This window comes from Sphingobium sp. 3R8 (assembly GCF_020166615.1).
Lineage (GTDB): Bacteria > Pseudomonadota > Alphaproteobacteria > Sphingomonadales > Sphingomonadaceae > Sphingobium > Sphingobium bisphenolicum.
The window spans coordinates 18,690-44,666 of the sequence record NZ_JAIQXR010000013.1 but is presented as its reverse complement, the minus strand read 5'-3'; the positions used below and the strand labels follow the sequence as shown (position 1 = coordinate 44,666).

Below are 25,977 nucleotides of genomic sequence, written 5' to 3'. Positions count from 1 at the left end.
GACGATTAGATGGCGCGGCCACCCAGCCGACGCCCCGGTATCAACCGGAAGGCGCAATACAGCCTTTTCGCCAGCTACGTCGTGGCGGTAACCGGTGCAGCCGTAGGTTTGTTGCTGGTGGTGGTCGCGATCTTCGACCCCACCGGTTTCTCTGCGATCCGCATTGCGACGGCCGAAGCCGGTCGCCCGGTGTCCAACGCGCTGAAAGGCATGGTGAGCGGCGTCAGTTCGATTGACGAAGTGCTGGCCGCCTATTGGCGCGCCGGGTCGCAGAATGTCGCGCTGCGCCGGCAGGTGGAGGCGGACCGTAACCGCATCATCGAAGCCAAGGGCGTCGCGCAGGAAAATCTGCGCCTGAAAAAGCTGCTGAAGCTGGTCGATGCCGACGCCAGCCAGGTGTTGACGGCGCGACTGATCGCGTCATCCGCCACCAGCACGCGCCGTTTTGCGCGTCTCAATGCGGGGCGCTGGCAGGGCGTCCGCCCCGGTATGCCGGTCCGAGCGCCCGAAGGGTTGATCGGCCGCATCCACATCGTCACGCCCAACAGCTCCGACGTGCTGCTCCTGACCGATACGAGCAACATCGTACCGGTGCGGCGGACGAACGATAATATCCCCGCCATCTCCACGGGCCTGGGCGACGGGACCGTCGAGATTCGGGCGCTGACGGCCGGTCGCAACCCTTTCAAGCCGGGCGACCTGCTGGTAACCTCGGGCATCGGCGGCGTCTATCAACCCAATATACCTGTCGCAGTCGTTGTCCGCGCGCAGGGCGAAATCGCCTATGGCGTGCCGCTGGCGAACCCTGGACGGGTCGACGCCGTGGTGGTCGAGCGCGCCTTTGAGGAAGCGGTCACCCGGCCCGGCCCGGCAGCCACCCCGGTGGCGGACGAAGGTGTGGCCGACAACGGCGCCACGCCATGATCGACCCGCATCTGCACCATGTGCCAAGATTGGGTCGACACCCCTCGCGGTTCCGCCTGGCGGGTACCCCGGTCATCACCGTGATGTTGGGTTCGTTCCTGACGGCGCTGCCGGTTATTGCGCAATCCCCGGTCATGCCGCCCTTCGGCCTGCTGCTGCTTCTGTCCTGGCGATTACTGCGGCCCGACCTGTGGCGCACCTGGATCGGCCTGCCGCTGGGCCTGTTCGACGACATGATGAGCGGGCAACCGATTGGTTCGGCCATGTTCCTCTGGACCGTGGCGCTGATCGGCATCGACACGATCGAGCATCGCATGGTCTGGCGCAGCTATCGACAGGACTGGCTAATCGCGGCGCTCGCGATTATCTTCTGCATCGCCGGGGGCCTGTTCTTCGCAAGGATCACCGGTGGAGGTAATGTGCGTTTCTTGCTGGTCGCGCCACAGATGGTCTGGACGATATTGCTGTTTCCCTTCGTCGTCCGGCAGTGCGCGCGGATCGACCGCTGGCGCGTCATGGCATGAAATTCCTTACCCCCAAGCGCAAGATCATCACCGAAGCCGCCCAATCCTTCACCTTCACGCGCCGCGCGATGGTGGTGGGCGGCCTGCAAGGCGCGATCGGCGCCGTGCTCATCGGGCGCATGGCCTGGATCAGCGTGGCGGAGAATGAGAAATATAGCCTTCTGTCCGAGAGCAACCGCGTCAACCTGACCCTCATCCCGCCGCGCCGGGGCTGGATTGTCGATCGCAACGGCCGGCCACTGGCCAACAACCGCACCGATTTTCGCGTCGACCTGATCCCCCAGCGGGTTATCGATGCCGAGACGACCATTCGCCACCTGGCGCAATTGCTCAATCTGGAGCCGGACGAGGTCGATCGCATCCGCGAGGATCTGGAAAAGTCCGCTGGTTTTCGCCCGGTGCAGGTCGCAGACAAGCTGACCTACGACCAATATGCCGCCATCAGCGTACGTCTGCCCGATCTGCCCGGCGTAGCGCCCAGCCAGGGTTTTTCCCGCCATTATCCCGCTGGCGCGACGGTGGGGCATTTGCTCGGCTATGTCGGCGCGGCCACGGCGGAAGACTATAAGGCGCGCAAGGATCCGTTATTGATCACGCCCGGCTTCAAGCTGGGCAAGGACGGACTGGAAAAGGCGTTCGACCGGCATCTGACCGGCAAGGCCGGCGCCAAGCGGGTCGAGGTAACGGCCCGCGGCAAGATCGTGCGGGAATTGACGACACGCCCGGACACGCCCGGCAATTCGATCAAGCTCACGATCGACGCTGGACTGCAGGAATATGCCGGCCGCCGGCTTGCCACCCAGAGTGGTTCGGTGGTGGTGATCGACTGCCACAATGGCGATGTGCTGGCGCTGGCGTCGATGCCCAGCTTCGATCCCAACAGCTTTTCCGACGGCATCAGCCATCTGGAATATGAGATGCTGTCGAAGGACGACCATGTTCCGTTGCGCAACAAGACGCTGCAGGGCCTCTATCCACCTGGTTCGACGGTCAAGCCTATGGTCGCACTGGCACTGCTGGAGGCCGGCATCGGGCCACAGGAAACCATTAGCTGCGGCGGCGCGATCCGGGTCGGCAACACCCTCTTTCACTGCCACAAGCGGCGGGGCCACGGCCCACTCAACATGCGCGGCGCGATCGCCCAGAGCTGCGACATCTATTTCTATCAAATGGCGCAGCGCATCGGCATGGACCGGATCGCCAGCATGGCGCGCCGTGTCGGCATGGGTCAGAAATTCGACCTGCCCTTCCCCAGCCAGAGCTATGGCACGGTGCCGGACCCGGCGTGGAAGGAAAAGAAATATAATCAGAAGTGGCAGGTTTACGACACGGTCAACGCCACCATCGGCCAAGGCTACATGCTCATCAACCCGCTGCAGATGGCGGTGATGGCGGCGCGTCTGGCGACCGGCAAACAGTTGATGCCCAATTTTATCCATAACGCCAACCGGCCTCAGCCCGCGACGGTCGGCGCGACCGATGAGCATCTTGTCATCATCCGCGATGCGATGAACGCGGTGGTCAATGGCGGCGGCACCGGCGGCGCGGCGCGCAGTTCGATCCCCGGCGTCATGATCGCTGGCAAGACCGGCACCGCGCAGGTCCGGCGCATCACCATGGCCGAACGCGCCGGCGGCGTGCGCGGCAACAGTTCGCTGGCATTCAAGCTGCGCGACCACGCCCTGTTTCAGGGCTTCGCGCCCTTTGATAATCCACGCTACGCGATCGCCTGCATCATCGAACATGGCGGGCATATGATCCGCAACGAGGACGCACCGATGATCGCCAGCGATACCCTGTCCTATCTGTTCGATCCGGCCAAGGCGATGGAGAAGCTGGAGATGCTGGAAAAGGGTTGGGGCGGTACGCCCGCCGAGCGCCAGGCGCGCCAGATGGCCGCCTTCCGCCTCGCCAAGGCGATTGAGAAGGGGGAGGTTTCGCCCCCTTCTGATAATGCCGCGGACGATGTCGGTACTGCGGCGACGCCCTCCCCGACCGCACCGGCGCGGGCGCCGGCGCGCGATGAGAGCGAAGACGATGTTCCTCCACCGCCCGGCGCCAATGTGACCGGTGCGCCATGAGCATCGTTCCGCAGCCACTGACCGAATTTCCCTGGCGCATACTGGCGCTATTGCTTGCGATCGCCGGCTTCGGCACGATCGTGCTCTACAGCGCGGCGAGCGGGAGCGTCTTTCCCTGGGCGGCCATGCAGGCGGCGCGTTTCTGTATCTTTTCCGCGATGGCGCTGGCGCTCAGCCGCATTCCGGTGGAGATATTCGCGCGCTTCGCCTTCCCGGCTTATGGGGCGGTTCTGGCGGCCCTGTTTCTGGTGGAACTGATCGGCGGCGTCGCCGGCGGCAGCCAGCGCTGGATCAATCTCGGCTTCATGCAACTTCAGCCGTCCGAATTCATGAAGCCGATCATCGTCCTGACGGTCGCGCGCTTCTATGCCATGCTGCCGGTGGGCGAAATTCGGCGCTGGAACGCGATATGGCCGGCACTGGTCCTGATCGGCCTGCCTTGGGCGCTGGTACTCATTCAGCCCGATCTTGGTACTGCGACGATGATCGCGGCGGGCGGCGTGACGGTCATGTTCCTGGCCGGTCTGCCACTGCGCCTGTTCATCGGAACGGGACTGGTCGGGGGAGCGGCGATCCCGATCGCTTTCAGCTTCCTGCACGACTATCAGAAGAATCGCGTCCTTATATTCCTCGATCCCGAAAGCGATCCACTGGGCGCGGGCTATCATATCAGCCAGTCCAAGATCGCGATCGGATCGGGCGGCTTCTGGGGCAAGGGCTTCCTCCACGGTACGCAGAGTCACCTCGACTATCTGCCCGAAGGCCATACGGATTTCGTCTTCGCCACCATGGCCGAGGAATGGGGATTGCTGGGCGGCGCGCTGCTTATCCTTGCCTTCATGCTATTGTTCCGATGGGGCATCCGGGTCGCCATGCGGACCCACGACAAATTTGCGCGGCTCGTTGCGGCGGGACTGACCACCACCATCTTCTTCTATGTGGCGATAAACCTGATGATGGTCATGGGCTTGGCCCCGGTGGTGGGCATCCCCCTGCCCTTCATGTCCTATGGCGGTTCTTCGATGCTGACGGTGATGCTGTGCATCGGCATCGTCATGGCCATCGATCGTGCGGGCAAGCGGCGTACGGGGACGGGAAACTGGGCCTAGATCGCCGCAGCCGAAAAATTTCCGGTCTTTGGGTGATTTATGGTTTGCAAACAGCCAAGCGACTGCTAACAGCCCGCCCACACCGGAGCGCCTGCGGCGCCGGAATGGACGCATAGCTCAGTTGGTAGAGCAGCTGACTCTTAATCAGCGGGTCCTTGGTTCGAGCCCAAGTGCGTCCACCAAAAACTCCAATGAAATCAACAGGTTACCGCCGGCCGCAATGAGGTATACAGGGCCTCTCAGGTTCCTCCCGATCCTATGGCAACACCATGGCAACATTTTCAGGCGATTTAGTGAGCTCACGTGAGATCGTCTGAGACCTTTTCCGGCTTGGCCCGCTGAATCTTTTGGCTGGAACGTGGGCGAGGGCCTGCACCTAAGGTGCTCGGTGACGGGCCGGCCTTTAACGAGTACAGCGACTCGCACGCGGGCTCTCATCGGCCATCATCTTGTTCGCCATTTAACTGCGGCGTACCGCCGCCGCTGGATCGCACTTACCTCAATGCCACCGACCAAGTCGGGCTGCCCGCGATCCCCATTTTGCTCCGCCTTCGCCCGCTATCCCGAAGGCGAGTCCCTTGCGGGGATCAGTTTACCGAGAGGCATCAAATCTCCGCAGAGCAATCTGCTGATCCGCATAGAACCGGGGCCCCTGGGCAGTTCCTCAGCCCTGACAGCGGCGGGCCTCACTCACAGGGCGTTCCAGAGCAGGCTGCGCTAACCCCAAGCTTACCCGATCGATGATTGGCTGGGCCGTCCTCCCCTCACATTCCCGAAGGTTCCGCGACGACCGGTCGTGGAGCAGCTAACCGCTCCAGATAAGCGCAGAACATGTCGGCCAGCGCGTCGGCATAGGCGTGGATTTCGTCCGGCGTCCTTGGACTTTCCGAATAGCTGCTGCCGACCGCGCTCAGCGTTCGCTTCAGGAGATCGCCCGCAAGCGCGCGTTCGGCATCGCTGGCATCCAGCGCAGCCTCGCGCAGGAATGTGTGGAGGATGCCGGCACTCGCAGCATGCGCCTCCTCGGCTTCGGGCGCATCACGATAGAGCGGCGCCGCATCATGGAGGGCGATCCGGATCGTCGCCTCCTCGCATTCCGAGCGGATGAAGGCATGGACCAGCGCGCGGAGCCGGACCAGCGGCTCTCTGGCCCTGTCCTCAAGGATATCCCGCAGCAGTCCCGAAGTCTGACGCCATTCGTCGCTTTGCAGGCGAAACAGGATCGCCGCCTTGTTCGGGAAATACTGGTAGATCGAGCCCACGCTGACGCCAGCACGCTCGGCGACTCGCGCAGTGGTGAATCGGGCTGCGCCTTCCGCCGCCAAAACCTGAACAGCCGCCTCCAGAACCGCCGTGACGAGATCGTTCGAGCGGGCCTGTTGCGGCGCCTTGCGTGAGGAAATGCGAGGGTTCTGCGCCATGCGCACGTGGGCTCCGGTCAATGCGAATAGTCAAACCTGACGAACTCGTCATATTTTGATCTCCACGCAAATACCAGGAGAATTCCCATGACCACGCTCACCGCCGCACCCGTGGCTCCCCTGCTCGACCGCCTGTTCGACGAAGCCGATTCCGCGCACCCAATGAACGACCCCGTATTCGCTGCAATCTCGCGCGAGGAGCAGGTCCGGCTGATGCGGAGCAAGGCTGACTATCGCCACTTCTACGCACAGCTGAAGGACTATGCGCTGCCCGTCTCGCGCGATGCGGGCAAGCTCCTCTACATGCTGGCCCGCGCGACCGCGGCCCGCTCGATCGTCGAGTTCGGCACGTCCTTCGGTCTCTCGACGCTACACCTCGCCTCGGCCCTGCGCGACAATGGTGGCGGCAGCCTCATCACCAGCGAGTTCGAGCCCTCGAAGATCGCGCGCGCCCGGGACAATCTCACCGCCGGAGGCCTCGTCGATCTGGTCGAGTTCCGCGAGGGCGACGCGCTGGAGACGCTCGCCACAGACCTGCCGGAGACGATTGATGTGCTTTTGCTCGACGGCGCCAAGTCGCTCTACCGCGACATACTCGCGCTCGTCGAAAGCCGCCTGCGTATCGGTGCGGTGATCGTCGCCGACAATGCCGATCATTGCCCCGATTATCTCGACCATGTCCACGATCCGGCGAACGGCTATCTGTCAATGCCGTTTACCGACGAGGTCGAGCTGACGATCCGGATCGGCTGATCCGGCTATGCTATTGTGCGGCGCGCATATCGCTCGGCCATGTATCGGCCGGGCGATGTGCCGATCGCCTTCCTGAACATCGTCACGAAGCTCGGCACGCTCTCATAGCCAAGATCAGCGGCAACCTGCTGGATCGAGGCGCCGCCAGCGAGCCACTTGATCGCCAGCATCACCCCGAGTTGTTGCCGCCACCGGCCAAAGCTCATACCGGTCTCGCGGCTGATCAGGCGCAGCAGGCTTCGCTCGCTCATGCCCGACCGGCTCGCCCAGATCTCCAGCGTGCCGCGCTCGGCGGGCGCCGCCATCATCGCATCAACGATCCGGCGCAGGCGCTGGTCGCGTGGCATCGGCAAGTGGAGGTCCTCCACCTTCGCACCAGCGATCTCGTCGAGCAGGACCGCCACCAACCGGCCGGTGGCGCCATCCTCCTCATAGTAGAGCGGGAGCGATGCCGTCCGAGTCAGAAGCTCGCGCAGCAGCAGAGTCACCGACACCGCGCAACAGATCGTCGGCAGGCCCGCGATCAGGTCCGGGGCGACGAACGCATTATAGCCCTTGAGCGGGCCGCCCGGTATCCAGATCGCGCTGCCCGGCGGCACGATCCACAGGCCGCCTTCGACCTCGCAGCTAAGCGCCCCGCGCTCGACAAGGATGATCTGCCCCTTCAGATGGGTGTGCAGGTCGAGTTCGATCAGTTCGACGTCGGAATCGATGCCATAGGTCACGACCGCGCGCGGAACTATGTCGGGTTCGACCCAATCCTCATGAACGGACGTGTCGCTGAGCATCGGCATGGCGCGCAGCCTATACGATAATCTGTCGAGATTGGATAACAATCTGTCCAGCCTTCGGAATGACGCCAGCGCAGGCGTCGCTTATCCGGTGTTCAAGAAACCCGCCGGCCCCGCGCCAGCGCCGGCCGCACGAAAGGATCAGCCGAATGACTATGCTTCTCGATCCCCGCGTCACACAGATGCTCGATCGCCTTCACCGCGAGGCCGAAACGGCCGATAGCGCCCTGATGGCGGAGATCATGGGGCAGCTCGAAATAGCGAGCGAGCCGCTCGAGGTGATAGCCGCGAGGATGGTCGAGGCGGAGAAGGCCGACTTGGCCTTAGTCTATCAAAATGATCATGCCGAGCATTTCCTCTCGGTCACGCCCGAATATGGTCGTTATCTCTACGCGCTGGCGCGGGCACGGCGGGCCACCCGCATCGTCGAGTTCGGTACGTCGATGGGCGTCTCCACCGTCTATCTGGCGGCAGCCCTGCGCGACAATGGCGGGGGCAAGCTGATCGGGTCGGAACTCGCGCCCGGCAAGGTCGCCCGCGCCCGTGCACACATCGAGGCGGCCGGGTTCGCCGATCTGGTCGAGATTCGCGAGGGCGATGCGCTGGAGACATTGAAGGATGTCGGCGGTGCTGTCGATCTGGTGCTGGTCGACGGCGCCTGGTCGCTTTACCTGCCGGTGCTCAAGCTGATCGAACCCGCACTGGCGCCCGGCGCGATCGTCCTTGGCGAGAATGCGTTCGACCCGGACTATATCGCCTATGTCCGCGATCCCGCGAACGGCTACCTCTCGCAGCCGCTGGCGATCAATGAGTCGCGCGGCAACGAATTCACCGTGCGGGTCGGCTGACGGATCAGGGTGAGTGCTCAATTGTGGAACCGGCATAAGATAATGCAGGTCTGCAGCGGGAAAAGTGCGCCAAAAGTCCGGTGGGAGTTCGCCGATCCGGCTCACTCCCACCAAGTCTATCCATCAGGCTGGAATTGCGGCGTAATCCATCGCCCTCAGATCGGTGAGCATGTCGGGACCGGCAGGGTGCCAATCCAGTGATTCGCGTGTTTTCCTGCTTGATGCAGGCATGTCGAGACCAGCGAACATGGCAAACCATCCGAAATGGCCCGGCGCATCCTCGGGAGACACGGACAGGACCGGCAGGCCGAGGCCAACACTCACGATCTCCGAAATCGCACGGGCGGATATGCCTTCCTCGGCAACAGCATGATAGCGTGCGCCAGCCTCTCTGCGCTCGATCGCAAGCGCATAGAGTTTGGCCACGTCAAGGACATGCGCGGCAGGCCAGCGGTTGCTGCCATCGCCGACATAGGCCACGCTCCCCTTCTCCCGCGCCATCTGGATATAGGGCGTGATGAGGCCCTGCTTCACTGTGTCATGCACCTGCGGCAAGCGCATGACCGAAACGTTCACGCCCTCCTCCAGCAGCGCCTGTCCAGCCAGTTCCGAAGCGATGCGCGGGTTGGGATGATCGAGGTTCACCACATCCTCCACAGCAGGCGTGCCGTCACCCGGATCCCCGATGCCTGTGCCCTACGTAATGAGCAGCGGGCGATCACTCCCCTTCAGCACTGATCCCAATGCCTCGATCACGCGCCGATCCTTCTCGCAATTCGCGACGAAGTTGGAGAAATCATGATCGAAGGCGGTGTAGATCACAGCATCAGCCTTGGCGGCCCCTGCACGGATGCTGTCCAGATCCTCCAGCGCGCCCCGGTGTGCCTCCGCTCCCGCCGCAGCGAGCGAGGCCGCGCCAGCTTCGGATCGTGTCAGGCCCAGCACATCATGTCCTGCGGCAAGCAGTTCGGGCACAACTCGCGATCCTATGAAGCCTGTCGCACCCGTGAGAAAAATACGCATCATCGATACTCCGATACTGTTCGGAGCCTCTATCCGCCCGCACATCTTCCTGTTAAAGTAGTGACCTTATCATGGTATAGATCCAAACAGCCTGGACCTCTGGTGGAAATCGACAATGCCCTCGGCCTGTTCCTGCGCGATCGCCGTATGCGGCTTGATCCGGCGACCTTCGGCTTTTCGACCGATCGCCGCCGGACGCCGGGACTTCGCCGGGAAGAGGTGGCGCAGCGCGCCAATATCAGCGCAACCTGGTACACCTGGCTCGAACAGGGCCGCGGCGGCGCGCCGTCCGCCGATGTGATCGAGCGTATCGCGACCGGGATGATGCTGACCGAGCCGGAGCGGGAACATCTCCATATTCTTGCCTTCGGCCATCCACCGGAAGCGCGTTATAGCGAGCCGCAAGGCATCTCGCCCCGCTTGCAGCGCGTGCTCGACGCCATTCCCATCAGCCCCGCAATCATCCGGACCGCAACCTGGGATGTCGTGGCATGGAACAGAGCGGCCGCAGTGGTCCTGACCGACTATTCCGGCCTTTCGCGGCGGGACCGCAACATCCTGCGCCTGATGTTCTCCGATTCCCGGGTAAAGGCGGCGCAAGAGGATTGGTACAGCGTCGCGCGTTTTGTGGTCGGTGCGTTCCGCGCGGATGCCGCACGAGCAGGCGCTGGCGCTGAAATCCGCCAGCTTGTCGATGAGCTATCCGCCATGAGCCCCGAATTCGCCGCCTTATGGCGGGACAATGAGGTTGTCGGGCATGGCGAGGGTGTGAAGCGCCTGCACCATCCCGAGATTGGACCCATCGAGCTGGAATTTTCCACCTTCTCCGTCGAGGGACGGCAGGATCTGGTTATGATGGTCTACAATCCTGCAACCCCCGAAGTTGCCGACCGCCTAAAGGCCTTTCTTGAAGCTAGCCGTGATTCCGAGGGAGCAGCGTTTTAACGTCGACGCCGAGGTCGACCCTTTCAAGACATCAGGCAGCCGATTTTCGATCACCACGTGCAGACGGGCAGCTTTTGCATTCTTAATTATTAAGGCTATTTTTCGATCCGAAGACCGAACGTCTATTGCGCCCTCAACAGGTCGGCATGGCTCGGCGGTCGCATAACGCCTGTCTACCGGTCCAGTCGGGGGCGGTCCGCGGCCGGAGATGAGACATTCGCACATCCGACAGTTTGGAGGTTGCCCTTTAGTACATATGTTATGAACAGTCGTCGGGCACCGGGTTTATTGGCACATATTATATCGATAATTCAACGATATACATAGACAGTCGTCGTTCGACCAAGTCCCAAGGCTTAGGTCTGACGGCGTCATTGCCAATCCGCGGAACCATCAGTTGGCGCCAAACGGCTAGTGTTCGGATTGTATCCCTGATATACACTTATTCATGAGCTGACACTGTATCACGGGCAGCTAACAGGGAGGGGATTGGTCGTGAGCGAGGCTTTCAAGACTATCGTGCCGACGCATCCCGGTGCAGGCCAGCCGCAATGACCGCGATCGAACATTTTTCCACCCGGCTGGTGCCAGCGTCGTCCCGCCATATCGTCTGGCAAAAGATCGTGGCAGCCGCCTTCCCCGGCATGACCACCCATGCGCCGGAAGGTATTCGCGCAGAGCTGGCGCACTGGTCGCTGGGTCCGATTGGTCTCGCGCGGGCCTTGAGCGATCGGGCGCAAGTCAGTCGGATCGGGACTGAAGATGCCGGGCCGCATCTGTTGCTGCATTTGCTTCGTCGCGGCACGATGATCATGCGTCATGACGATCGTCATGTCAAAGCGGGGCCGGGCGACATCGTCATAGCCGATGATCGGCGCGGTTATGCCTTCGATATATCGCGGAGCAATGACTGCATGATATTGCAGGTTCCCCTCTCTCTGCTGTCAGAAGGGGCGCTCTCGCGGGACTGGCATGGCCAATGGCTGCCGTCGCACGACCCGCAGGTCGGCCTGCTTTTCCATTTGCTGCAGGGCCTGTGGATGCAGCGCGATCGGTTCGACGAGCTGGATGCGGACACCGGCGCACTGCTGGTCGATGCCGCGCGCATGGCATGTCGCCGGGCGATGCGCCCGGACGTGCCCGCCCTGCATCTCTCCTCCCCGGTCGATTTCGCACTGGCCCATCTGGATCACCCTGACCTCAACACCTGCCTGATCAGCACCGCGCTCAACCTATCCGAGCGCGCGGTGCAGAAAAGCTTTTTCCGCCATGTCGGCCAGACGCCCACCGCCTTCATCATGACGAAGCGGCTAGAGCGCGCGTCCGCCATGTTGGCGGCCGGTGATGGTCGCACCATTACCGACATTGCGTTCGAGGTCGGCTACAATGATTCCGCCTTCTTCACCCGCTGCTTCCGCCGCCGCTACGGCGCGTCCCCCAGCCAATGGCGCCATCGTTCGCTCCTGTCCTGATTGCAGGTTCGCCAGCGTCCAAGACCGGTGCGCCGGTCCATCCTATATCGGTTGATAAATCCGCCGGCACAGGCGGGCGAACTGGAGGAGAGGGTTATGAAAACATCGATGATCGCCTATCTGCTGGCGTCCGGCGCCATGGTCGCTACGACCGCGCACGCGCAGGAGACGCCACCGCCCGAAAGCGGAGGGATCGCAGAGATCGTCGTAACGGCACAGAAACGCGCGGAAAATGTGCAGGATGTGCCGATCGCCATTTCCGCCTTTACGTCTGAGGCGTTGCAGGAGCGGGCCGTGGGCAGCGTGTCCCAACTCTCGGCGATTGCCCCCAACGTCAATCTGGACGCTGGCACGCCCTTTTCCGGATCGACCGCCGTGCTCGCCGCCTATATTCGCGGCATCGGATCGGATGATTTCGCCTTTAATATCGATCCGGGTGTCGGAATCTATCTGGACGGAGTCTATCTAGCCCGCACGGTGGGCGCGAACCAGGATCTGCTTGACGTCGCACGGGTCGAGATATTGAAGGGGCCGCAGGGGACTTTGTTCGGTCGGAACACCATTGGTGGCGCGATCTCCATTGTTACTGCTGATCCGGGCAAAGAGTTCAAGGCCAAGGGTGACGTGACGCTGGGCAGCTACAAGCTGTTCCAGGCACGTGGTTCCGTGACGGTGCCGATCACCGACGACCTCAGCTCCGCCTTTACCTTCGGCATCAAATCGCGAGACGGGTTCTTGAAGCGTCTGCCCTATCCCGACCAGCGCGCCAACAACGCGCCGCCCTTCTCGGCTTTCTCCGCCGCTGGCTATGACAGCGCCAGCAAGGAAGGCGAGAATGACAATTGGAACCTGCGCGGCAAGCTGCGCTGGAACAATGGCGGCGCTGTACGGGCCACTTTTTCGGGGGATTACAGCAAGGACAAGGGCACGTCGGCCAACAAGCTGATCGGCACGGCCGAGTTCGTCCCCGGCAATTTCGCGGGCACGACCAACCTGCCAGGCACTGCGTTCGACCCGACGGGCACCACCGGCTTCCTGTTCGCGGGCCTCTATAATTTCTGCATCGGCAGCACCGGGGCGCAGATTGCCGCGCGCAATGCGCAGGCCTTGTGTGGCGTGACGGGCACCCAATTCAACCCGCAATTCCAGTTGCCCAGCGTCGCTAGCGCGAATGTCGACGGCAATCCGGCCAATGACCGCCTGCCTTGGGACGGTCGCTATTTGATCGCCGACAAGGACCGCAGCTATGCCAGCGGCAACAGCTATTCCAATCTGGAAAGCTGGGGGCTGAGTGGCATTGTCGATTTCGATCTGGCAGACAATCTGGCGCTGAAATCCATCACTGCCTATCGCGAACTGCACTGGAACGCCGGGCTGGATGCCGACGGATCGCCGCTCAATTTCCTGCAACTCAGCTTCACCATGAACCAGTGGCAGTTCAGTCAGGAATTCCAACTGCTCGGCAATGCGTTCGAGGAAAAGCTGCGCTATGTACTGGGCGCCTATTATTTCAAGGAAGCAGGCGACCTGCATGACTATGTGACCTTTGGCGAAGGTCTGGTGCAAGTCGATGGTCCCAACCAGCTAGGCACCAAGAATTACGCCTTTTTCGGACAGATCGATTATCGGCCGATCGACCTGATCGGCATCACCATCGGCGGGCGCTACACCAATGAACGCAAGCGGTTCGAGGGTGGTCAGCAGGAGCTGAACGGGTTCAACTACAAGCTGTTCGGTTGCGCTGACGCCAATGGCAATATCAGCCCGAACGGCCCGTTCCCGCTGGCCCCTATCCCCTGCCAGGTGGGGCTGAGCTATCCTGACCCCACCAATCCGGTTCGGGTCTATACGCCGGGTGTCAACCGCAAGAAGTTCAGCGACTTCTCGCCCAAGGTCGGCGTACAGATCCACCCGTCCGACGATGTCATGCTCTATGGTAGCTGGTCGAAAGGCTACAAGACCGGCGGCTGGACCACGCGCCTCACCAACCCGCAGGGCAATGTCGCGCCGGACTTTAACGAGGAAAGGGCAACCACCTGGGAAGCGGGCATCAAATCGACCCTGCTCGACCGCCATCTGCAACTCAACGCCGCGGTATTTTCTACCAAATATCGCGATATTCAGCTCAATATCCAGGTTGGTACGTCGCCCACCATCGCCAATGCGGGCGACGCGCGCATTCGCGGTTTCGAGCTGGAAATGGTCGCGGCGCCTGTCGATGGCCTGACCATCAACGGAGCAGTCGGCTATATCGACGCGCAATATACGTCGGTGTCGGCGGGTGCTGCGGCAGTCGGCGGCGCTAACGCGTTCCAGGCAGGGACGCTGGTCGGCGAAACACTGCCCAAGACGCCCAAATGGAAGGTCAATCTCAGCCCGCGTTATGAGGCGAAGCTGGGCAATGGCGGATCGGTCGTGATGCTGGCCGACTGGACCTACACATCCAGCGCGTGGAACGACACGCAGCGCACTCTGCTACTCAAGCGCGTATCGACCGATATCGTCAACGCCAGCATCAGCTATCGTGAACCGGACGGGCATTGGAACCTGACCGCAGGCGGCACCAACCTGACCGATAAGCGCTTCCTGACATCGGGCGGGGCGAATATCGCGGCCGGCGCGATCTTCGGCACTTATAACCGGCCGCGCGAATGGTATTTGCGCTTCGGCTTCGATTTCTGAAGATGGCGCGGATCGCAATCGACGCGGCTGTGGTGGAGCGGCCGGGCGCGCCCTTCCGGATCGAGCGGCTGGAAATCGATCCGCCCCGTCCGGGACAGGTACTGGTGCGCGTCCGCGCGTGCGGCATCTGCCACACCGACATGATCATGCGTGACGGCGATCTACCGGTTCCCTTCCCGGCGGTGCTGGGCCATGAAGGGGCTGGCGTCATTGCAGCGGTAGGCCAGGATGTCGACCATGTGATGCCGGGTGACAGCGTGCTCCTCAGTTTCCACAGCTGCGGCGCCTGTCCGGCCTGCCATGCGCATCAGCCGGGCTATTGCGTGGATTTCGTGCCGCGCAACTTCCTGGGCGTCCTTCAGCCGGGGGAAGGTGGCCTCTGGCGCGGCGACCAGCCGGTCGGCAGCAATATCTTCGGCCAGTCGGCGTTCGCAACTTATGCGCTGGCGCATCGCGACAATGTCGTGAAGGTCGATGCCGACCTGCCGCTGGCGCTGCTGGCGCCGCTGGGCTGCGGCATACAGACAGGCGCTGGCACGGTGCTGGAAACGCTTAAGGTCGCGCCGGGCGAGAGTGTCGCGATTCTAGGCGCGGGGGCGGTCGGCCTGTCGGCGGTGATGGCGGCGGTCATCGCGGAGGCGGGGCGGATCGCGATCCTTGATCGCCATGCACATCGGCTCGATCTTGCACGGCAGTTAGGGGCTATTGAGACGGCCAGTGAGATAGCCGATTTAGTTGGACTGTTTGACTATGTCCTCGATACGACAGGCGTCCTGGCGTTGCTGGAACCTGCGGTAGCCCTGCTGACGCAACGAGGAACGCTAGCGCTAATCGCGGCCTATCCGCCTGGCACAGCCGGGCTTGATGCCTCGGCGATCATGAGCATGGGACGACGGATCGTGGGCATCGTTGAAGGGGGCGTGAATCCGCGACAATTTATACCGCGGCTGATCACTTATTATCGGGACGGACGATTGCCTATCGAAAAAATCATAAAGGCCTATGATTTCGTTGATATTGAGCAGGCATTTGCCGCTTCACAGAACGGTTCAGTAATTAAGGCGGTGATAGCTATTTATTAGTTAATTACGATATTTCCGTAAAATTTATTATTTTTATTTCACCAGATTAATGTGCATTGAGACAATAATGAATTTATATCCGAGCACTAATAATTCCTATCAGACTTCGAAGAGCTTCAAATACACTCCCAGCTTAACAAGGTGGCTGGCCACGACCCATCTAGGACGCTCAGCTACCATTTTTCATTCCCAGCTGCGGACAGTCTCCTTTCCTATCATCAAAGCTTGCGAATGGCATGGAACGACCGTGATAAAAGGCTCTGGTTCCCCGCCGCAGCGGGGAACCAGCAAACTTAGATTTCTGTACCCTCTGCTAATGTCAAAGCGTCTTCCACATCCACTCCGAGATACCGGACCGTACTTTCGATCTTGGTGTGCCCTAACAAGATCTGGACCGCGCGGAGATTTCCGGTCGCTTTATAAATGATCGACGCCTTGGTCCTCCGAAGAGAATGAGTACCATAGTCCTCGCCAGGCAGACCAATTCCTGTCACCCATTCATCGACAAGCCGTGCATATTGCCTTGTGCTTATGTGGGCAGAATGATTGGTCCGGCTCGGGAAGGCGTAATCGTCCAGGGAACCACCCCGAAGCTCAAGCCATTTAAGGAGGCTCGCGCGAGCATCGTCCATCAGCTCAAACTGAACAGGCCTGCCTGTTTTTTGCTGAACGACGGTGGCTCGTGTCCGAATTTTCCGATCGCAAACGATGTCGCTAATCCTGATCTTCACCAAGTCACAGCCACGCAGCTTGCTATCGATTGCGAGATCAAAAAGCGCGCGATCCCGGAGTCGCCCGTGCTGATCTAGAAAGAAACGCACAGCCCAGATCTGGCGCGGTTTGAGCGCTCGCTTCGCTCCAACTTTGCGCCCTGCATTCCACGAGACTCGCTCACGAGCGGCGGGATCAAACTCTGATAATCCCATGACACTTCTCCTACGGCCGTAATGGCCATGAGAAGGAACGCTTAAAAGAGAACTGCGCACCGATCTGTGCGGCCATGCTCCATGCGGCACGGAGCATGGCCGCCTTTCTACCGAACGGTTATCCACCTCGATCCGGCCTCCCCCGCGCGGGTAGAAACCGTGCCCTACAAGTCGAGCCTCAACTTTCGGCCCCATGCGATTGATGACCGGCAGGAAGCATTTCGCGATGAAGTCGAATGGCGGCGCCAGCATGTTGTGCGTATCTGGCACGGTTTGATTTAGAATGGTCGGTGGTGAACGACTTAAGATGAACGACCCTTCCGAGACATTCGACAGTCGATTTTGGCCCCTGAATTACGGACGGTCCGCAATTCGAACCGCAACTGCAAAATAAGATATCTTTAGTTCACCAACGATAAGGCGTGATGCCAAAAAGACGATCGACGTCCGTTGCCATATGATCACGTGATCAGAGTTGATGCTGGCTACCACAACGTGACATGCGGGCAATTGAAGGCTAGGCTGGCAATCTATAAGCTGAACTGGGATAACGGTCGCCCACTCGCGAAAAGTGTTAGACGGGCATGAAATATGATACGCGAAGCATATTAGATAACCTTGCTATCGACCGTGGCGTTACATATGCCGATCTGTCTCGGCTGATAGGCCGTAATCCCGCGTATATTCAGCAGTTCATCAAGCGCGGAACACCGCGAAAGCTGGATGAAGCTGATCGCCATGTGCTGGCGCGCTATTTCGGCGTGCCCGAACAGGTGCTGGGGGGCAGAACGATCGCCTCCACCACGGCGCCGGTAAGCGTGCAGTCCCCGCCGACGGTGGTGGCCGTGCCGCGTCTGGCGTTGGGAGCATCGGCCGGTCATGGGTCGCTTGACGATGATGCATGGGCCGCAGGCGCTATGGCGTTCGACGCCCGCTGGTTGCGCCTGCTGGGCGTGCGGCCGCAGGGGGTGTCGATCATCCGGGTGGACGGCGAATCAATGGCACCCACCCTGAATGACGGCGACGACATCATGGTGGACCATGACGATGACGGCGTTCGCTTGCGGGATGGCATCTATGTGCTGCGCCTGGATGGGGTGTTGCTGGTCAAGCGGATCGCCATGGGGCCGAAACGAGGTTCGTTCAGCGTGGTCAGCGACAATCCCCATTATCCCGATTGGACCGATATCGATCCGGCCTTGGTGAATGTGGTTGGTCGTGTCGCCTGGGTCGGTCGGCACCTTCGTTAAAACGTTCTCCGAAACATGTTGCCGTAGCAGAATCTGTATCGTTAAGATGGTTAACGAAGCCGACGGCGAGGAAAGCGCTATGGGGAATGAGCTCGGTTTATCCAGTGTCCAGTGCCAGTGCTTGCGCCTGGTTGGGGAAGGACGAAACTCCAAGGAAATCGCCCCGCTCGTTGGCTTGTCGCACGGTACGGTCGATCAATATTTGCGCCGTGCGACCGTGACGCTTGGCGTGAAAAACAGAGCTGCCGCCGCGCTGTTACTGGCTAAAATCGAGACAGCAGACTCCGTTCAAAAATTTGAATTCAAATCGGCAGCGGTTGCCGAACTACCCAAAATGGATGATCTCGAAGTGGTCGCCGAGCCACGGGGTGGATCACTCCAAAGGCTCGGCCTTCCACCTACGGGAGGGCCATCGAATGACCTGACATCGAGTGCAAAACTGATTGCGATATCCAAGATCGCGCTATTTGTGATCATCGTCTCTATGGCAATGGTCATCGTAATTAAGGGGGCCTTCGTCGTCCTGTCCTGACGATTCGGCCTTTCTCGACTTTTCAATAATCTAGAATGGGCATCCTCTTCGTGGATGTCCCAAGGGAGCAGACATGGAAAACTTGAACGCAGACACGGCGCGCCAGGTGGTGACGAATCTGGGCCGCACACAGAACGCGATCGACGGCGCGCTGAAAAAACTATCAGTACTGACCACCGACGTTTTGAACGCATTTGATGAAGCGCGTTTGAATGATGCTATGACCCAGCCAACGCTCGAGGGGCTGGCGGACGGATTTAAAATGATGGTCGACGGCCGCAGGGCGTTTGTGACTGTTCATCAGGAACTTATCGATATGAAGTTCCAGTCAAATCTACGCCATGCTGAAATTGGATGCGAGCCTGGACCGGTTTGCCCCTGGAAGATCGATACGGCCGGTGATCAGCATCACCTTCGCGTAGTTGCATAATCGTAAAATACATGCTCTTCCGCCATCCCAGTTTGTGGGATGACTGAAAAATGGGGATCTTACAGTTTTACTGGGCTATGACGCTGTTATGCTGTCTGTTCGCATTTCAGGCTGGCGGGATTGTGGGGCGCTACGGTGCAGCGATCATCGCATTCAAGACAGGGGCGGGCTTTTGGGCCGGATTATTGGATCAAAATTGGACCCATGCATCGGTTCCCGTCTTGATGGTCGATATTCTCTGTTTACTGGCTTTCACAGCGTTGGCGATAAAAAGCAACCGTTATTGGCCTCTATGGAGTGCCGGATGCGCGCTTGCAGCTATTGCCATTCACTTGGCAGCTTTTCTGCCGATCGGGTTTAAACCGGCAGTCTATCATGGCCTGAAAGGACTGATGGCGATCCCCATGCAACTCCTGATGGTGCGCGGCATATATCTGGACGGGCGCTTGAGAAAACGACGAAACCCCACCCAGTAGTAGCGCTGCCGCCTTACCCACGGCCACCTTTGCGACCGATCAGTCGCCAATGAGGATTTTCACATGGAGAATTGGAAGCCCCAGCTTCCGTCTGGCCAAACGGGGCTGGACGGACCGACCGTTGACGCTCTGCGCGCCACATTCGAACATTGGTTGAATCGGATCAACAAGACGAAGATCACCGAGGATAGCGAACTGATCGGCTTTTCATGTTCGCCGATCGAGCCACCAATCGTTCAAAGCCAAGCCGGACGTTCCGACTTTGATCATCTCGCGCTGATGCGACAGACCTATGCGCTCCGCAGGCTAAGATCCGACATATTCCCTTTCGGTCTTTTCAGCGATCCGGCATGGGACATACTCATTGATCTTTACGTTTCTCTGCTGGAACATCGCGCAGTCAGCGTATCCAGCGCCTGTATCGCCTCATGCTCACCGCCCACTACTGCATTGCGTCATATGACGACGCTTCAGGAGAATGGGCTGGTGGTACGTCGGCCAGATCTCAGGGATGGTCGCAGGATACATCTCGAACTATCGGCTGCTGGCGCCAAACTCATGAGCGAATGGGCGCAAAAGGCACAGAAGAAATTGATGTTCCAACAAAACCACACCAGAAATTGACGGTACAATTAGAGTGATTGGTTGGGCCGAAAAATCTCTGGCCCAACCAAAGTTCTCAAAACCTCGATCTTTCGGTTAAGAATGCTGATATCGGCATTGATGGAATTACACAGCGCTTCACATAGGGCTGCATTATGGGGATTTATGAAATCTTCCAGCAAAGCAGGTCCGTCAATTATTTGATATCGATCACGCATGCGGCTGCGTACCGGAAGCGTACTTTCGTTGCGACCCCGTCTTTATCCGAAATGGAGTATCACTCTGTCTTCGAACAAGATGGACTCTAGGAAGTAAAAGCCAACCCGATTATGCTAACTTCCGACACGGGCGCCTCCTTCAAGTGGTGTTGGCCACCTCCAACGTGGCACATCGATGCCCTTGGTGGGTGCCCCACACTGACGGCTTTACGCCCTTAGCGACGCTGGGCGGCCATTTCAGACGCCAGTCAGCCGTCTGCAAATCCGCGTTACGGATGGCACAACGCATTCTCACTGCCAAATTGCTTCAGAGCCATTCGGTTTCGCCCTTCCCGCTTTGCTGCATAAAGTTGCTGATCAGCCTCCGAAATCCAGCGCCCCACCTCCATCGTGGATGAGCAACGCGCGCTAGCCACACCTATGCTGACGGTGATGAACGGGCTGACTTGCGACATTTCATGGGGAATGTTGAGTGACTGGACCTGCAGTAGAATTTCCTGTGCAACAAGTTCAGCGCTGTGGGGATCTGTGCCTGGCAGGATACAGGCAAATTCCTCGCCGCCATAGCGGGCCGACACATCGCTGGCGCGCTTCACCGCCCGCGTCAATGCTGCTCCTACCATCATGATGCAACGGTCGCCGGCGGGATGGCCATAGGTATCGTTGAACTGTTTAAAGAAATCGATGTCCAGCATGACGACAGATAGCCATTCGCCACTTCGTGACAGACGCGACGCTTCCGTTTCCAGCGCTCGCTCGAGATGTCGCCGATTGCTGAGACCTGTAAGAGCGTCCGTCACCGCCATGGCAGCCAGTTGATCACGCAGGCGCTTCAGTTCGACATGGTTGCCAACCCGGGCCCGCAGGATGGCCGGCTGGATCGGCTTGGTGACATAGTCGATAGCGCCCAGCGACAAGCCCCGCATCTCGTCTTCGGTGTCACCCAGACCGGTCGTGAAGATCACCGGGATGTCCACCAACATGGCATCGGACTTGAACTGCCGACAAACCTCGAAGCCATCGAGGTCTGGCATCAGCACATCCAGCAAAACCAGGTCAGGTTGTGCTATCCGCGCGGTATCGATGGCCTGCCGCCCCGATGTCGCGAAACAGATATCATAGTCATCCTCAAGTAGCGCATTCATGATCTCGATATTGGAGATTTCATCGTCGACGATCAGGATCCTGGCTTTGGTCATGACATGGCTTCCCGGTCCATGGTCGGTAAGTGGCTTTCATCCTCTATCCAATGCAGGGCCGCATCATAATCCAGCCTTTCCAGGGCCAGATGAACGGGATGGATCGCCCGCATCTGTTCAGACATGCCAAGCGCATCTGCGAAAAGCTGGAAGCTGGCACGTGCGCGCAGGCTGCGGCAGCGCAGCAGATCATGCAGTGCCTCACGCGCGGCCCGCGCCTCTTCTCCATCGGCAGACATAAAGGCCAGGTGGCGATCTCTTACGGGCGCGATCTTCTGACTGCGCGCCGCGGCAATCGCTGGCGCAATCGCCTGCTCCAGTCGGTCTATCGCGGATCGCGCCGGCGCGATCCGGCCATTGGCCAGCATGCGCTCAATCTCCGCTGCTATCGGCTCCACGTCGGCTAGGCCCAGCGATCCGGCAACGCCCTTAAGGCTATGTGCCTGACGCCGCGCGTCGGCCAGCAGTCCGGTGGCTATATGCATTCGCAGGTCATGCGCGACGTTTGCATAGGTATCGCCGAACGTGACGATCAGCTTTTGCAGAAGAGCGGCCTTTCCGTTGACACGCACCAAAGCCGCCGCGATGTCGAAGGGCGGCAGGCTGTCAGGCAATGAGCCATCGCCTGCCTTCTCTATCATCGTCGGTGCCGGTTGAATGGTCGGCACGGGTACTGCAAGCCAGCGATCAAGGGTCGCCATCAGGGCAACGGGATCCACCGGCTTGGCGACATGGTCATTCATACCCGCATCGCGGCACCGCGCCTTCTCCTCTTCATAGGCATGGGCGGTCATGGCGATGATCGGCAAGCGGTCGGCCGAATGGCTTTCCCGTATGATGCAAGTGGCCGTGATGCCGTCCATCTCGGGCATCTGTACGTCCATCAGGACCGCGGCATAGGCGTCGGGCCGGCTTCGCACCATCTCACAAGCAATTTTGCCATTTTCGGCCCAGTCCACCACGAGCCCGGCATCGCCCAGTAATTCCAGTGCGATCTCCCGATTGATCTCATTATCCTCGACCAGAAGAATGGGGAGTCCATGAAACTGCGGGGAGACGCATGGCAGCGTTTTTACTACCAGACCATCATGCAAAGGATCGGCATCCTGGGCAAAAATATTCGTGATCGCCTCAAGGAGCATCGTCGGGATGATCGGCTTTGTAAGGAAGGCCGCAACGTCGCCCTCATGCCCACTCTGGACGAACGCGTCTGCGCCATAGGCGGTAATGATCACCGTCCTTGGACGTCGAGTCCGATAGGTGGTTCTCCCCATAGCTTCGATCGCCTGCATGCCATCCATTCCTGGCATTTTCCAGTCAAGCAGTAGGAGATCATAGGGCTTATCCATCTCGTCGGCGCCCTTGACCGCCGCCAGCGCCTCATCGCCCGAGGCGACAAGATCGATCATCATGCCCCAGCCAGCAAAGACGTCCTGCAATATTTGACGCGACGCGGGATTGTCATCCGCCGCAAGCACATGAAGCTGACGAATGTGGGGCGGGACGGGCACTTCCAGGCTAACCGGTTCCTCAGCCCGGGTCATGCGCATCAGGCAGGTGAAGCTGCTGCCACCGCCGGGAACGCTATCGACACGGATGGTCCCGCCCATCTGCTCAACGATCTGCCGACAGATAGCGAGACCAAGACCCGTGCCGCCAAAGCGGCGCGTGGTCGAACTGTCTGCCTGGGTGAAGGACTGGAAGAGCGACAATTGCTGATCCAGTGTCATGCCTATTCCCATGTCATGGACCGCCAATTCGAGCATCACATCGCTGTCACCCGCATCCACAAGGGCAAGGCTGATCGTAACGGATCCACCCTCTGAAAATTTGACCGCATTGCTTAAGAGGTTGAGCGCGACCTGCCCGAACCGCAATTCGTCGCCAGACAGGCGATCCGGCACCTCGGGCCCGATACGCGACACTAGCGCCACATGGCCGGCCTTCGCCGCATCCGCTACAAGGTGCATCTGGTTCTCGATGGCACGTCGCACATCGAAAGGACGCGATTCCAGCGTGAGCTTGCCTGCCTCATTTTTAGAGAAATCGAGAATGTCATTGATCAGCCGAAGCAGCGACTGGCCGGCCTGGTTGATCTTGCCGACATAGTCCCTTTGCCTGGGATCAAGGTCGGTGCGCAGGGCGAGATGGCAGAAGCCCAATATCGCATTCATGGGCGTTCGGATTTCATGACTCATATTGGCGAGGAAAAGTGACTTGGCCTGATTGGCCTTCTCGGCTTCCCAGGTGCGGGCTTCCAGTGCCTCATTCTTGGCCAATATCTCGTCGCCCATGCGCTGATTGCGACCGAAGCTCTCAACCAGCTTGTCGCTGAACCAGACCAGCACAGCCGTCTGGAAGGCCACGATGCCTGCATGCAGCAGGACGCGTTCAAGATTGCCTTCACCGGGGAAGACGGCATTGGGAAGCAGATAAAGCAGGAGCAAATGATGCGCTGCTGTGGCGGTCGCAGCCACCAGAATGGCCCGCCTGTCGCACCAGGCAATGGTGAGCGCGAGCATGGCGAAGAAATACATGTGCATGTCCATCTGCCAGGCATGGCCGCGCAGCAGCAGGAGCAAGATCGCCGGTTCCCCCATCAGGGCCACGGCGGAAAGATATCGGGTGGAGGGGACAATGCCCTTACGCGACCATGTGATGTGATAGACCGCCGCCAGAAATGCGCCAGCGAGCGCCGCGCCGAAGGGGGGATGACCCGTGAGCATCGCCACGGCAGCAAGCAGCGGGACATGCGCCCAGAGAAGCGGGAGTAGAAATTTGCCGAAATGAAGGCGCAACTGGTCCAACTGTGTCATGATGGAGCCTTCTGTGATAAGGGATCAAGGCAACCGTCGCGCCCGGGTGCAGCAATTGCAAGCCAGGCTCCCGCATGCCGCAAGGCAATTGGGAAATCGGGTCGATCCGACCCGGCAATAACGATATTGCGAAAGCGGCCGGCCTGAACGATGCGCCCGTCGGCGTCGCGAACGAGATTGATCGTATCCGCGAGCGTCGCGCCTGGCGCAGCGATCACGATGTAGCGACCATCCGCGCCGGCATCTGAAAGCGCGGCTATCGATAGGCCAACGATTCCAATTATTAAGAGGCAAAATGCTGGGAAATAAGGCCTGATACCGGATGGTGCACGCGCTCCGCACTGCTCCATAGGATCGGGACAAATATGCTGATGGATGTTCCATCTGCGTCGCCCGGAAGGATATGCCCGCAATTTCATGCGACCGATATTCGGAGCTGGGGATTGCCATTTTCTAAAAGAGATCAGCGGTGACCGAAGATACTGGTCCGATATGGATGTATCGTTCTGTCAACCAACCGTTCTAGGAGCACATCCCAAAATCATATCAATGGATATGCCGCACTCCGCTGCAATCACGCACCCGAAAACAGCTAGCGAAACGGGACTGTCGGCATCTTGATCGACCCTTTGTTGCCACTCAGCCAGGGCTTTTTGATTTCCAGTTGCCGACGGTCAGCTTTTGCGGAGCATTTCCTCAAAGTAGCTGACGCGACGATCATGCCATATTATTGGCCTGCCGGTCAGCGATATCTGCAGCCGAAATCAGACTATCGCCGGTTTTCCGCGCCGCGTCTGCCGTCATCGTAATAGCAACGCCATTTGGGCCGTCTAGGATGACCAGACCATCTTCTGCACTCGCATTTCCCGGCTCACTCAAGGGCTGTGGCGTATTTGGAAATTCTATCATGTAATTGGCCTTGGGCATGAGGACGGAGCTTCGGCGGATTGCAGATCGATATAAAGATAGGCTGGATTGAACTGACCCACGGCAGCCAATTTTTCAGGGTCCAAAATTTCCACGAGGGACGAACGAAAAACACATAGTCGCTCCTCGCGAAGCTGACGCAAAACGCGGTTGATATGCACGTTCGTCAGTCCACAGATTTCAGCCAGATCAGACTGGATAAGGCCAAGCGCGAAGCGCCGGCCGTCGCTCAGCCCCGCCGACATAAGGCGGACGTTCGTCTCGCTAATGAAATGCGCGACCCGACCTACCGCATCAAGCCGCCCGAGGCGAAATAGCCACGCACGATGGATTGCGGCATCGATCAGTGTGGAAAACCATAATTTGCGTGACAATGCGGGCAGGTCATGCGTGATCGCTTCCAACTCGGAATGCGGCACTATCGCGACTGTAGCAGCCGTCATCGTAGCCACATCATGGTCGAGAATTTTCAACGGGAACGCATGGAGATCGACAAAATCGCCCGGCACATGCACCGCAACGAGCTGCCGCAAGCCGTTGCGATCGTCGATATAGCGGGACATGAAACCTTCGAGCAGCAATATGCTTTGGCTCAACTCCTCACCTGCCACCACGACATTGGTCCGCGGCGGCAACGTCTTGATCTCACCGATGGCCGTTTCGAGCCGCGCCCGCTCCTCAATTTCAAGGTGCACGCCGCGCCTGTGTCTGAGAAACCGCTCGGTGAACATGAAAGCGTGATCCTGTCAAAATGAAGAAACTGCTCTAGCGGACGCCAGCGCGTAGCTATAACGGACCGCGCGGCTGGCCGTTGCTTCGCTGGCCCCACAATCGTGATGACACAGGTTAATTTACGCTCCGACCTGGCAACTTCGCGCAGCGCTGCCTGTTCCTGACTGCATCTCTACCGCCGTCAGGGCTGCCATCGTCCGATCCGATCGGCTC

At 59.7% G+C, this 25,977-nt stretch carries 25 protein-coding genes, 1 tRNA gene and 1 pseudogene; 17 read left to right on the top strand and 10 right to left on the bottom strand.

The genetic code is table 11. The features are described 5' to 3' along the window. Nucleotides 1-9: 9 nt before the first annotated feature. The 5 genes from mreC to K9B33_RS13430 all read left to right on the top strand — a co-directional run bounded on the left by mreC (nt 10) and on the right by K9B33_RS13430 (nt 4,820). A complete protein-coding gene (mreC, locus tag K9B33_RS13450; RefSeq protein ID WP_224549444.1) occupies nt 10-924 on the top strand; it encodes a rod shape-determining protein MreC in 915 nt (304 codons plus the stop codon). After that, nucleotides 921-1,448 carry a rod shape-determining protein MreD gene (gene mreD / locus K9B33_RS13445; RefSeq protein WP_224549442.1) on the top strand — a complete coding sequence of 176 codons (528 nt, stop codon included), beginning with the start codon at nt 921-923 and terminating at the stop codon, nt 1,446-1,448. The genes mreC and mreD overlap by 4 nt, the downstream gene beginning before the upstream one ends. Next, nucleotides 1,445-3,529, top strand: coding sequence for a penicillin-binding protein 2 (mrdA, locus tag K9B33_RS13440; RefSeq protein ID WP_224549441.1), 2,085 nt, complete (start codon nt 1,445-1,447; stop codon nt 3,527-3,529). The genes mreD and mrdA overlap by 4 nt, the downstream gene beginning before the upstream one ends. Further along, the gene (gene rodA, locus K9B33_RS13435; RefSeq protein ID WP_224549438.1) at nt 3,526-4,638 is read left to right on the top strand and encodes a rod shape-determining protein RodA; all 1,113 of its coding nucleotides are present in this window, start codon (nt 3,526-3,528) and stop codon (nt 4,636-4,638) included. Before mrdA ends, rodA begins: the two co-directional genes overlap by 4 nt. 106 nt (nt 4,639-4,744) lie before the next feature. Next, a tRNA-Lys gene (locus tag K9B33_RS13430) sits at nt 4,745-4,820 on the top strand. 582 nt (nt 4,821-5,402) lie between these two features. On the opposite strand, the gene K9B33_RS13425 is transcribed toward K9B33_RS13430, so the two are convergent. Then, nucleotides 5,403-6,059 (bottom strand): TetR family transcriptional regulator, encoded by a 657-nt coding sequence (locus K9B33_RS13425; RefSeq protein WP_224549436.1) that lies wholly within the window; start codon nt 6,057-6,059, stop codon nt 5,403-5,405. Between the two features lie 87 nt (nt 6,060-6,146). On the opposite strand from K9B33_RS13425, the gene K9B33_RS13420 reads away from it, so the two are divergent. Then, nucleotides 6,147-6,812 (top strand): O-methyltransferase, encoded by a 666-nt coding sequence (locus K9B33_RS13420; RefSeq protein ID WP_224549434.1) that lies wholly within the window; start codon nt 6,147-6,149, stop codon nt 6,810-6,812. A gap of 5 nt (nt 6,813-6,817) precedes the next feature. Here the strand turns inward: K9B33_RS13420 and K9B33_RS13415 are convergent, their stop codons facing one another. Next, entirely contained in the window at nt 6,818-7,606 is a 789-nt protein-coding gene (locus tag K9B33_RS13415; protein ID WP_224549432.1) for a helix-turn-helix domain-containing protein, read from the bottom strand. A gap of 146 nt (nt 7,607-7,752) precedes the next feature. Here K9B33_RS13415 and K9B33_RS13410 point away from each other — a divergent pair, with 146 nt between their 5' ends. Then, a complete protein-coding gene (locus K9B33_RS13410; protein WP_224549430.1) occupies nt 7,753-8,451 on the top strand; it encodes an O-methyltransferase in 699 nt (232 codons plus the stop codon). Nucleotides 8,452-8,574: 123 nt separating this feature from the next. Here K9B33_RS13410 and K9B33_RS23165 read toward each other — a convergent pair whose 3' ends face one another. Together K9B33_RS23165 and K9B33_RS23160 are read right to left on the bottom strand one after the other, a co-directional pair. Continuing rightward, nucleotides 8,575-9,096, bottom strand: coding sequence for an NAD-dependent epimerase/dehydratase family protein (locus K9B33_RS23165; protein WP_318011133.1), 522 nt, complete (start codon nt 9,094-9,096; stop codon nt 8,575-8,577). Nucleotides 9,097-9,147: 51 nt separating this feature from the next. Beyond that, nucleotides 9,148-9,474: an NAD(P)H-binding protein gene (locus K9B33_RS23160; RefSeq protein WP_318011134.1), complete on the bottom strand. Its 327-nt coding sequence runs from the start codon at nt 9,472-9,474 to the stop codon at nt 9,148-9,150. Between the two features lie 102 nt (nt 9,475-9,576). Here K9B33_RS23160 and K9B33_RS13400 point away from each other — a divergent pair, with 102 nt between their 5' ends. The 4 genes from K9B33_RS13400 to K9B33_RS13385 all read left to right on the top strand — a co-directional run bounded on the left by K9B33_RS13400 (nt 9,577) and on the right by K9B33_RS13385 (nt 15,655). Next, the gene (locus tag K9B33_RS13400) at nt 9,577-10,419 is read left to right on the top strand and encodes a helix-turn-helix transcriptional regulator (RefSeq protein ID WP_224549428.1); all 843 of its coding nucleotides are present in this window, start codon (nt 9,577-9,579) and stop codon (nt 10,417-10,419) included. A 551-nt stretch (nt 10,420-10,970) separates the two neighbouring features. Beyond that, nucleotides 10,971-11,891, top strand: coding sequence for an AraC family transcriptional regulator (locus tag K9B33_RS13395; protein ID WP_224549426.1), 921 nt, complete (start codon nt 10,971-10,973; stop codon nt 11,889-11,891). Between the two features lie 96 nt (nt 11,892-11,987). Continuing rightward, entirely contained in the window at nt 11,988-14,573 is a 2,586-nt protein-coding gene (locus tag K9B33_RS13390; protein ID WP_224549424.1) for a TonB-dependent receptor, read from the top strand. Between the two features lie 2 nt (nt 14,574-14,575). Continuing rightward, entirely contained in the window at nt 14,576-15,655 is a 1,080-nt protein-coding gene (locus tag K9B33_RS13385) for an NAD(P)-dependent alcohol dehydrogenase (RefSeq protein ID WP_224549422.1), read from the top strand. A gap of 293 nt (nt 15,656-15,948) precedes the next feature. Here the strand turns inward: K9B33_RS13385 and K9B33_RS13380 are convergent, their stop codons facing one another. Both K9B33_RS13380 and K9B33_RS23260 read right to left on the bottom strand, forming a co-directional pair. Continuing rightward, entirely contained in the window at nt 15,949-16,581 is a 633-nt protein-coding gene (locus K9B33_RS13380) for a tyrosine-type recombinase/integrase (protein WP_224549572.1), read from the bottom strand. 168 nt (nt 16,582-16,749) lie between these two features. Next, nucleotides 16,750-16,833: pseudogene (locus K9B33_RS23260) on the bottom strand (hypothetical protein); the annotation flags it as partial. 332 nt (nt 16,834-17,165) lie between these two features. Between K9B33_RS23260 and K9B33_RS13370 the strand changes: the two are divergent. From K9B33_RS13370 to K9B33_RS13350, 5 genes are all read left to right on the top strand, one after another. Then, on the top strand, nt 17,166-17,831 hold the full coding sequence (locus tag K9B33_RS13370) for a S24 family peptidase (RefSeq protein WP_224549420.1): 666 nt from the start codon (nt 17,166-17,168) through the stop codon (nt 17,829-17,831). 46 nt (nt 17,832-17,877) lie between these two features. Then, entirely contained in the window at nt 17,878-18,363 is a 486-nt protein-coding gene (locus K9B33_RS13365) for a helix-turn-helix transcriptional regulator (RefSeq protein WP_224549418.1), read from the top strand. Nucleotides 18,364-18,436: 73 nt separating this feature from the next. Continuing rightward, entirely contained in the window at nt 18,437-18,793 is a 357-nt protein-coding gene (locus K9B33_RS13360) for a hypothetical protein (protein WP_224549417.1), read from the top strand. Between the two features lie 50 nt (nt 18,794-18,843). Continuing rightward, nucleotides 18,844-19,269 (top strand): hypothetical protein, encoded by a 426-nt coding sequence (locus K9B33_RS13355; RefSeq protein ID WP_224549415.1) that lies wholly within the window; start codon nt 18,844-18,846, stop codon nt 19,267-19,269. 63 nt (nt 19,270-19,332) lie between these two features. Continuing rightward, a complete protein-coding gene (locus K9B33_RS13350; RefSeq protein WP_224549413.1) occupies nt 19,333-19,893 on the top strand; it encodes a MarR family winged helix-turn-helix transcriptional regulator in 561 nt (186 codons plus the stop codon). Nucleotides 19,894-20,359: 466 nt separating this feature from the next. Here K9B33_RS13350 and K9B33_RS13345 read toward each other — a convergent pair whose 3' ends face one another. Together K9B33_RS13345 and K9B33_RS13340 are read right to left on the bottom strand one after the other, a co-directional pair. Continuing rightward, nucleotides 20,360-21,289 carry a diguanylate cyclase gene (locus K9B33_RS13345; protein ID WP_224549411.1) on the bottom strand — a complete coding sequence of 310 codons (930 nt, stop codon included), beginning with the start codon at nt 21,287-21,289 and terminating at the stop codon, nt 20,360-20,362. After that, nucleotides 21,286-24,105 (bottom strand): response regulator, encoded by a 2,820-nt coding sequence (locus K9B33_RS13340; protein WP_224549409.1) that lies wholly within the window; start codon nt 24,103-24,105, stop codon nt 21,286-21,288. The genes K9B33_RS13345 and K9B33_RS13340 overlap by 4 nt, the downstream gene beginning before the upstream one ends. A 74-nt stretch (nt 24,106-24,179) precedes the next feature. Between K9B33_RS13340 and K9B33_RS13335 the strand changes: the two genes are divergently transcribed. Beyond that, the gene (locus tag K9B33_RS13335) at nt 24,180-24,353 is read left to right on the top strand and encodes a hypothetical protein (RefSeq protein WP_224549407.1); all 174 of its coding nucleotides are present in this window, start codon (nt 24,180-24,182) and stop codon (nt 24,351-24,353) included. A 469-nt stretch (nt 24,354-24,822) separates the two neighbouring features. Here the strand turns inward: K9B33_RS13335 and K9B33_RS13330 are convergent, their stop codons facing one another. Together K9B33_RS13330 and K9B33_RS13325 are read right to left on the bottom strand one after the other, a co-directional pair. After that, nucleotides 24,823-25,032, bottom strand: coding sequence for a hypothetical protein (locus K9B33_RS13330; RefSeq protein ID WP_224549405.1), 210 nt, complete (start codon nt 25,030-25,032; stop codon nt 24,823-24,825). Further along, entirely contained in the window at nt 25,011-25,763 is a 753-nt protein-coding gene (locus K9B33_RS13325; RefSeq protein ID WP_224549403.1) for a Crp/Fnr family transcriptional regulator, read from the bottom strand. The genes K9B33_RS13330 and K9B33_RS13325 overlap by 22 nt, the downstream gene beginning before the upstream one ends. Nucleotides 25,764-25,977: the final 214 nt, after the last annotated feature.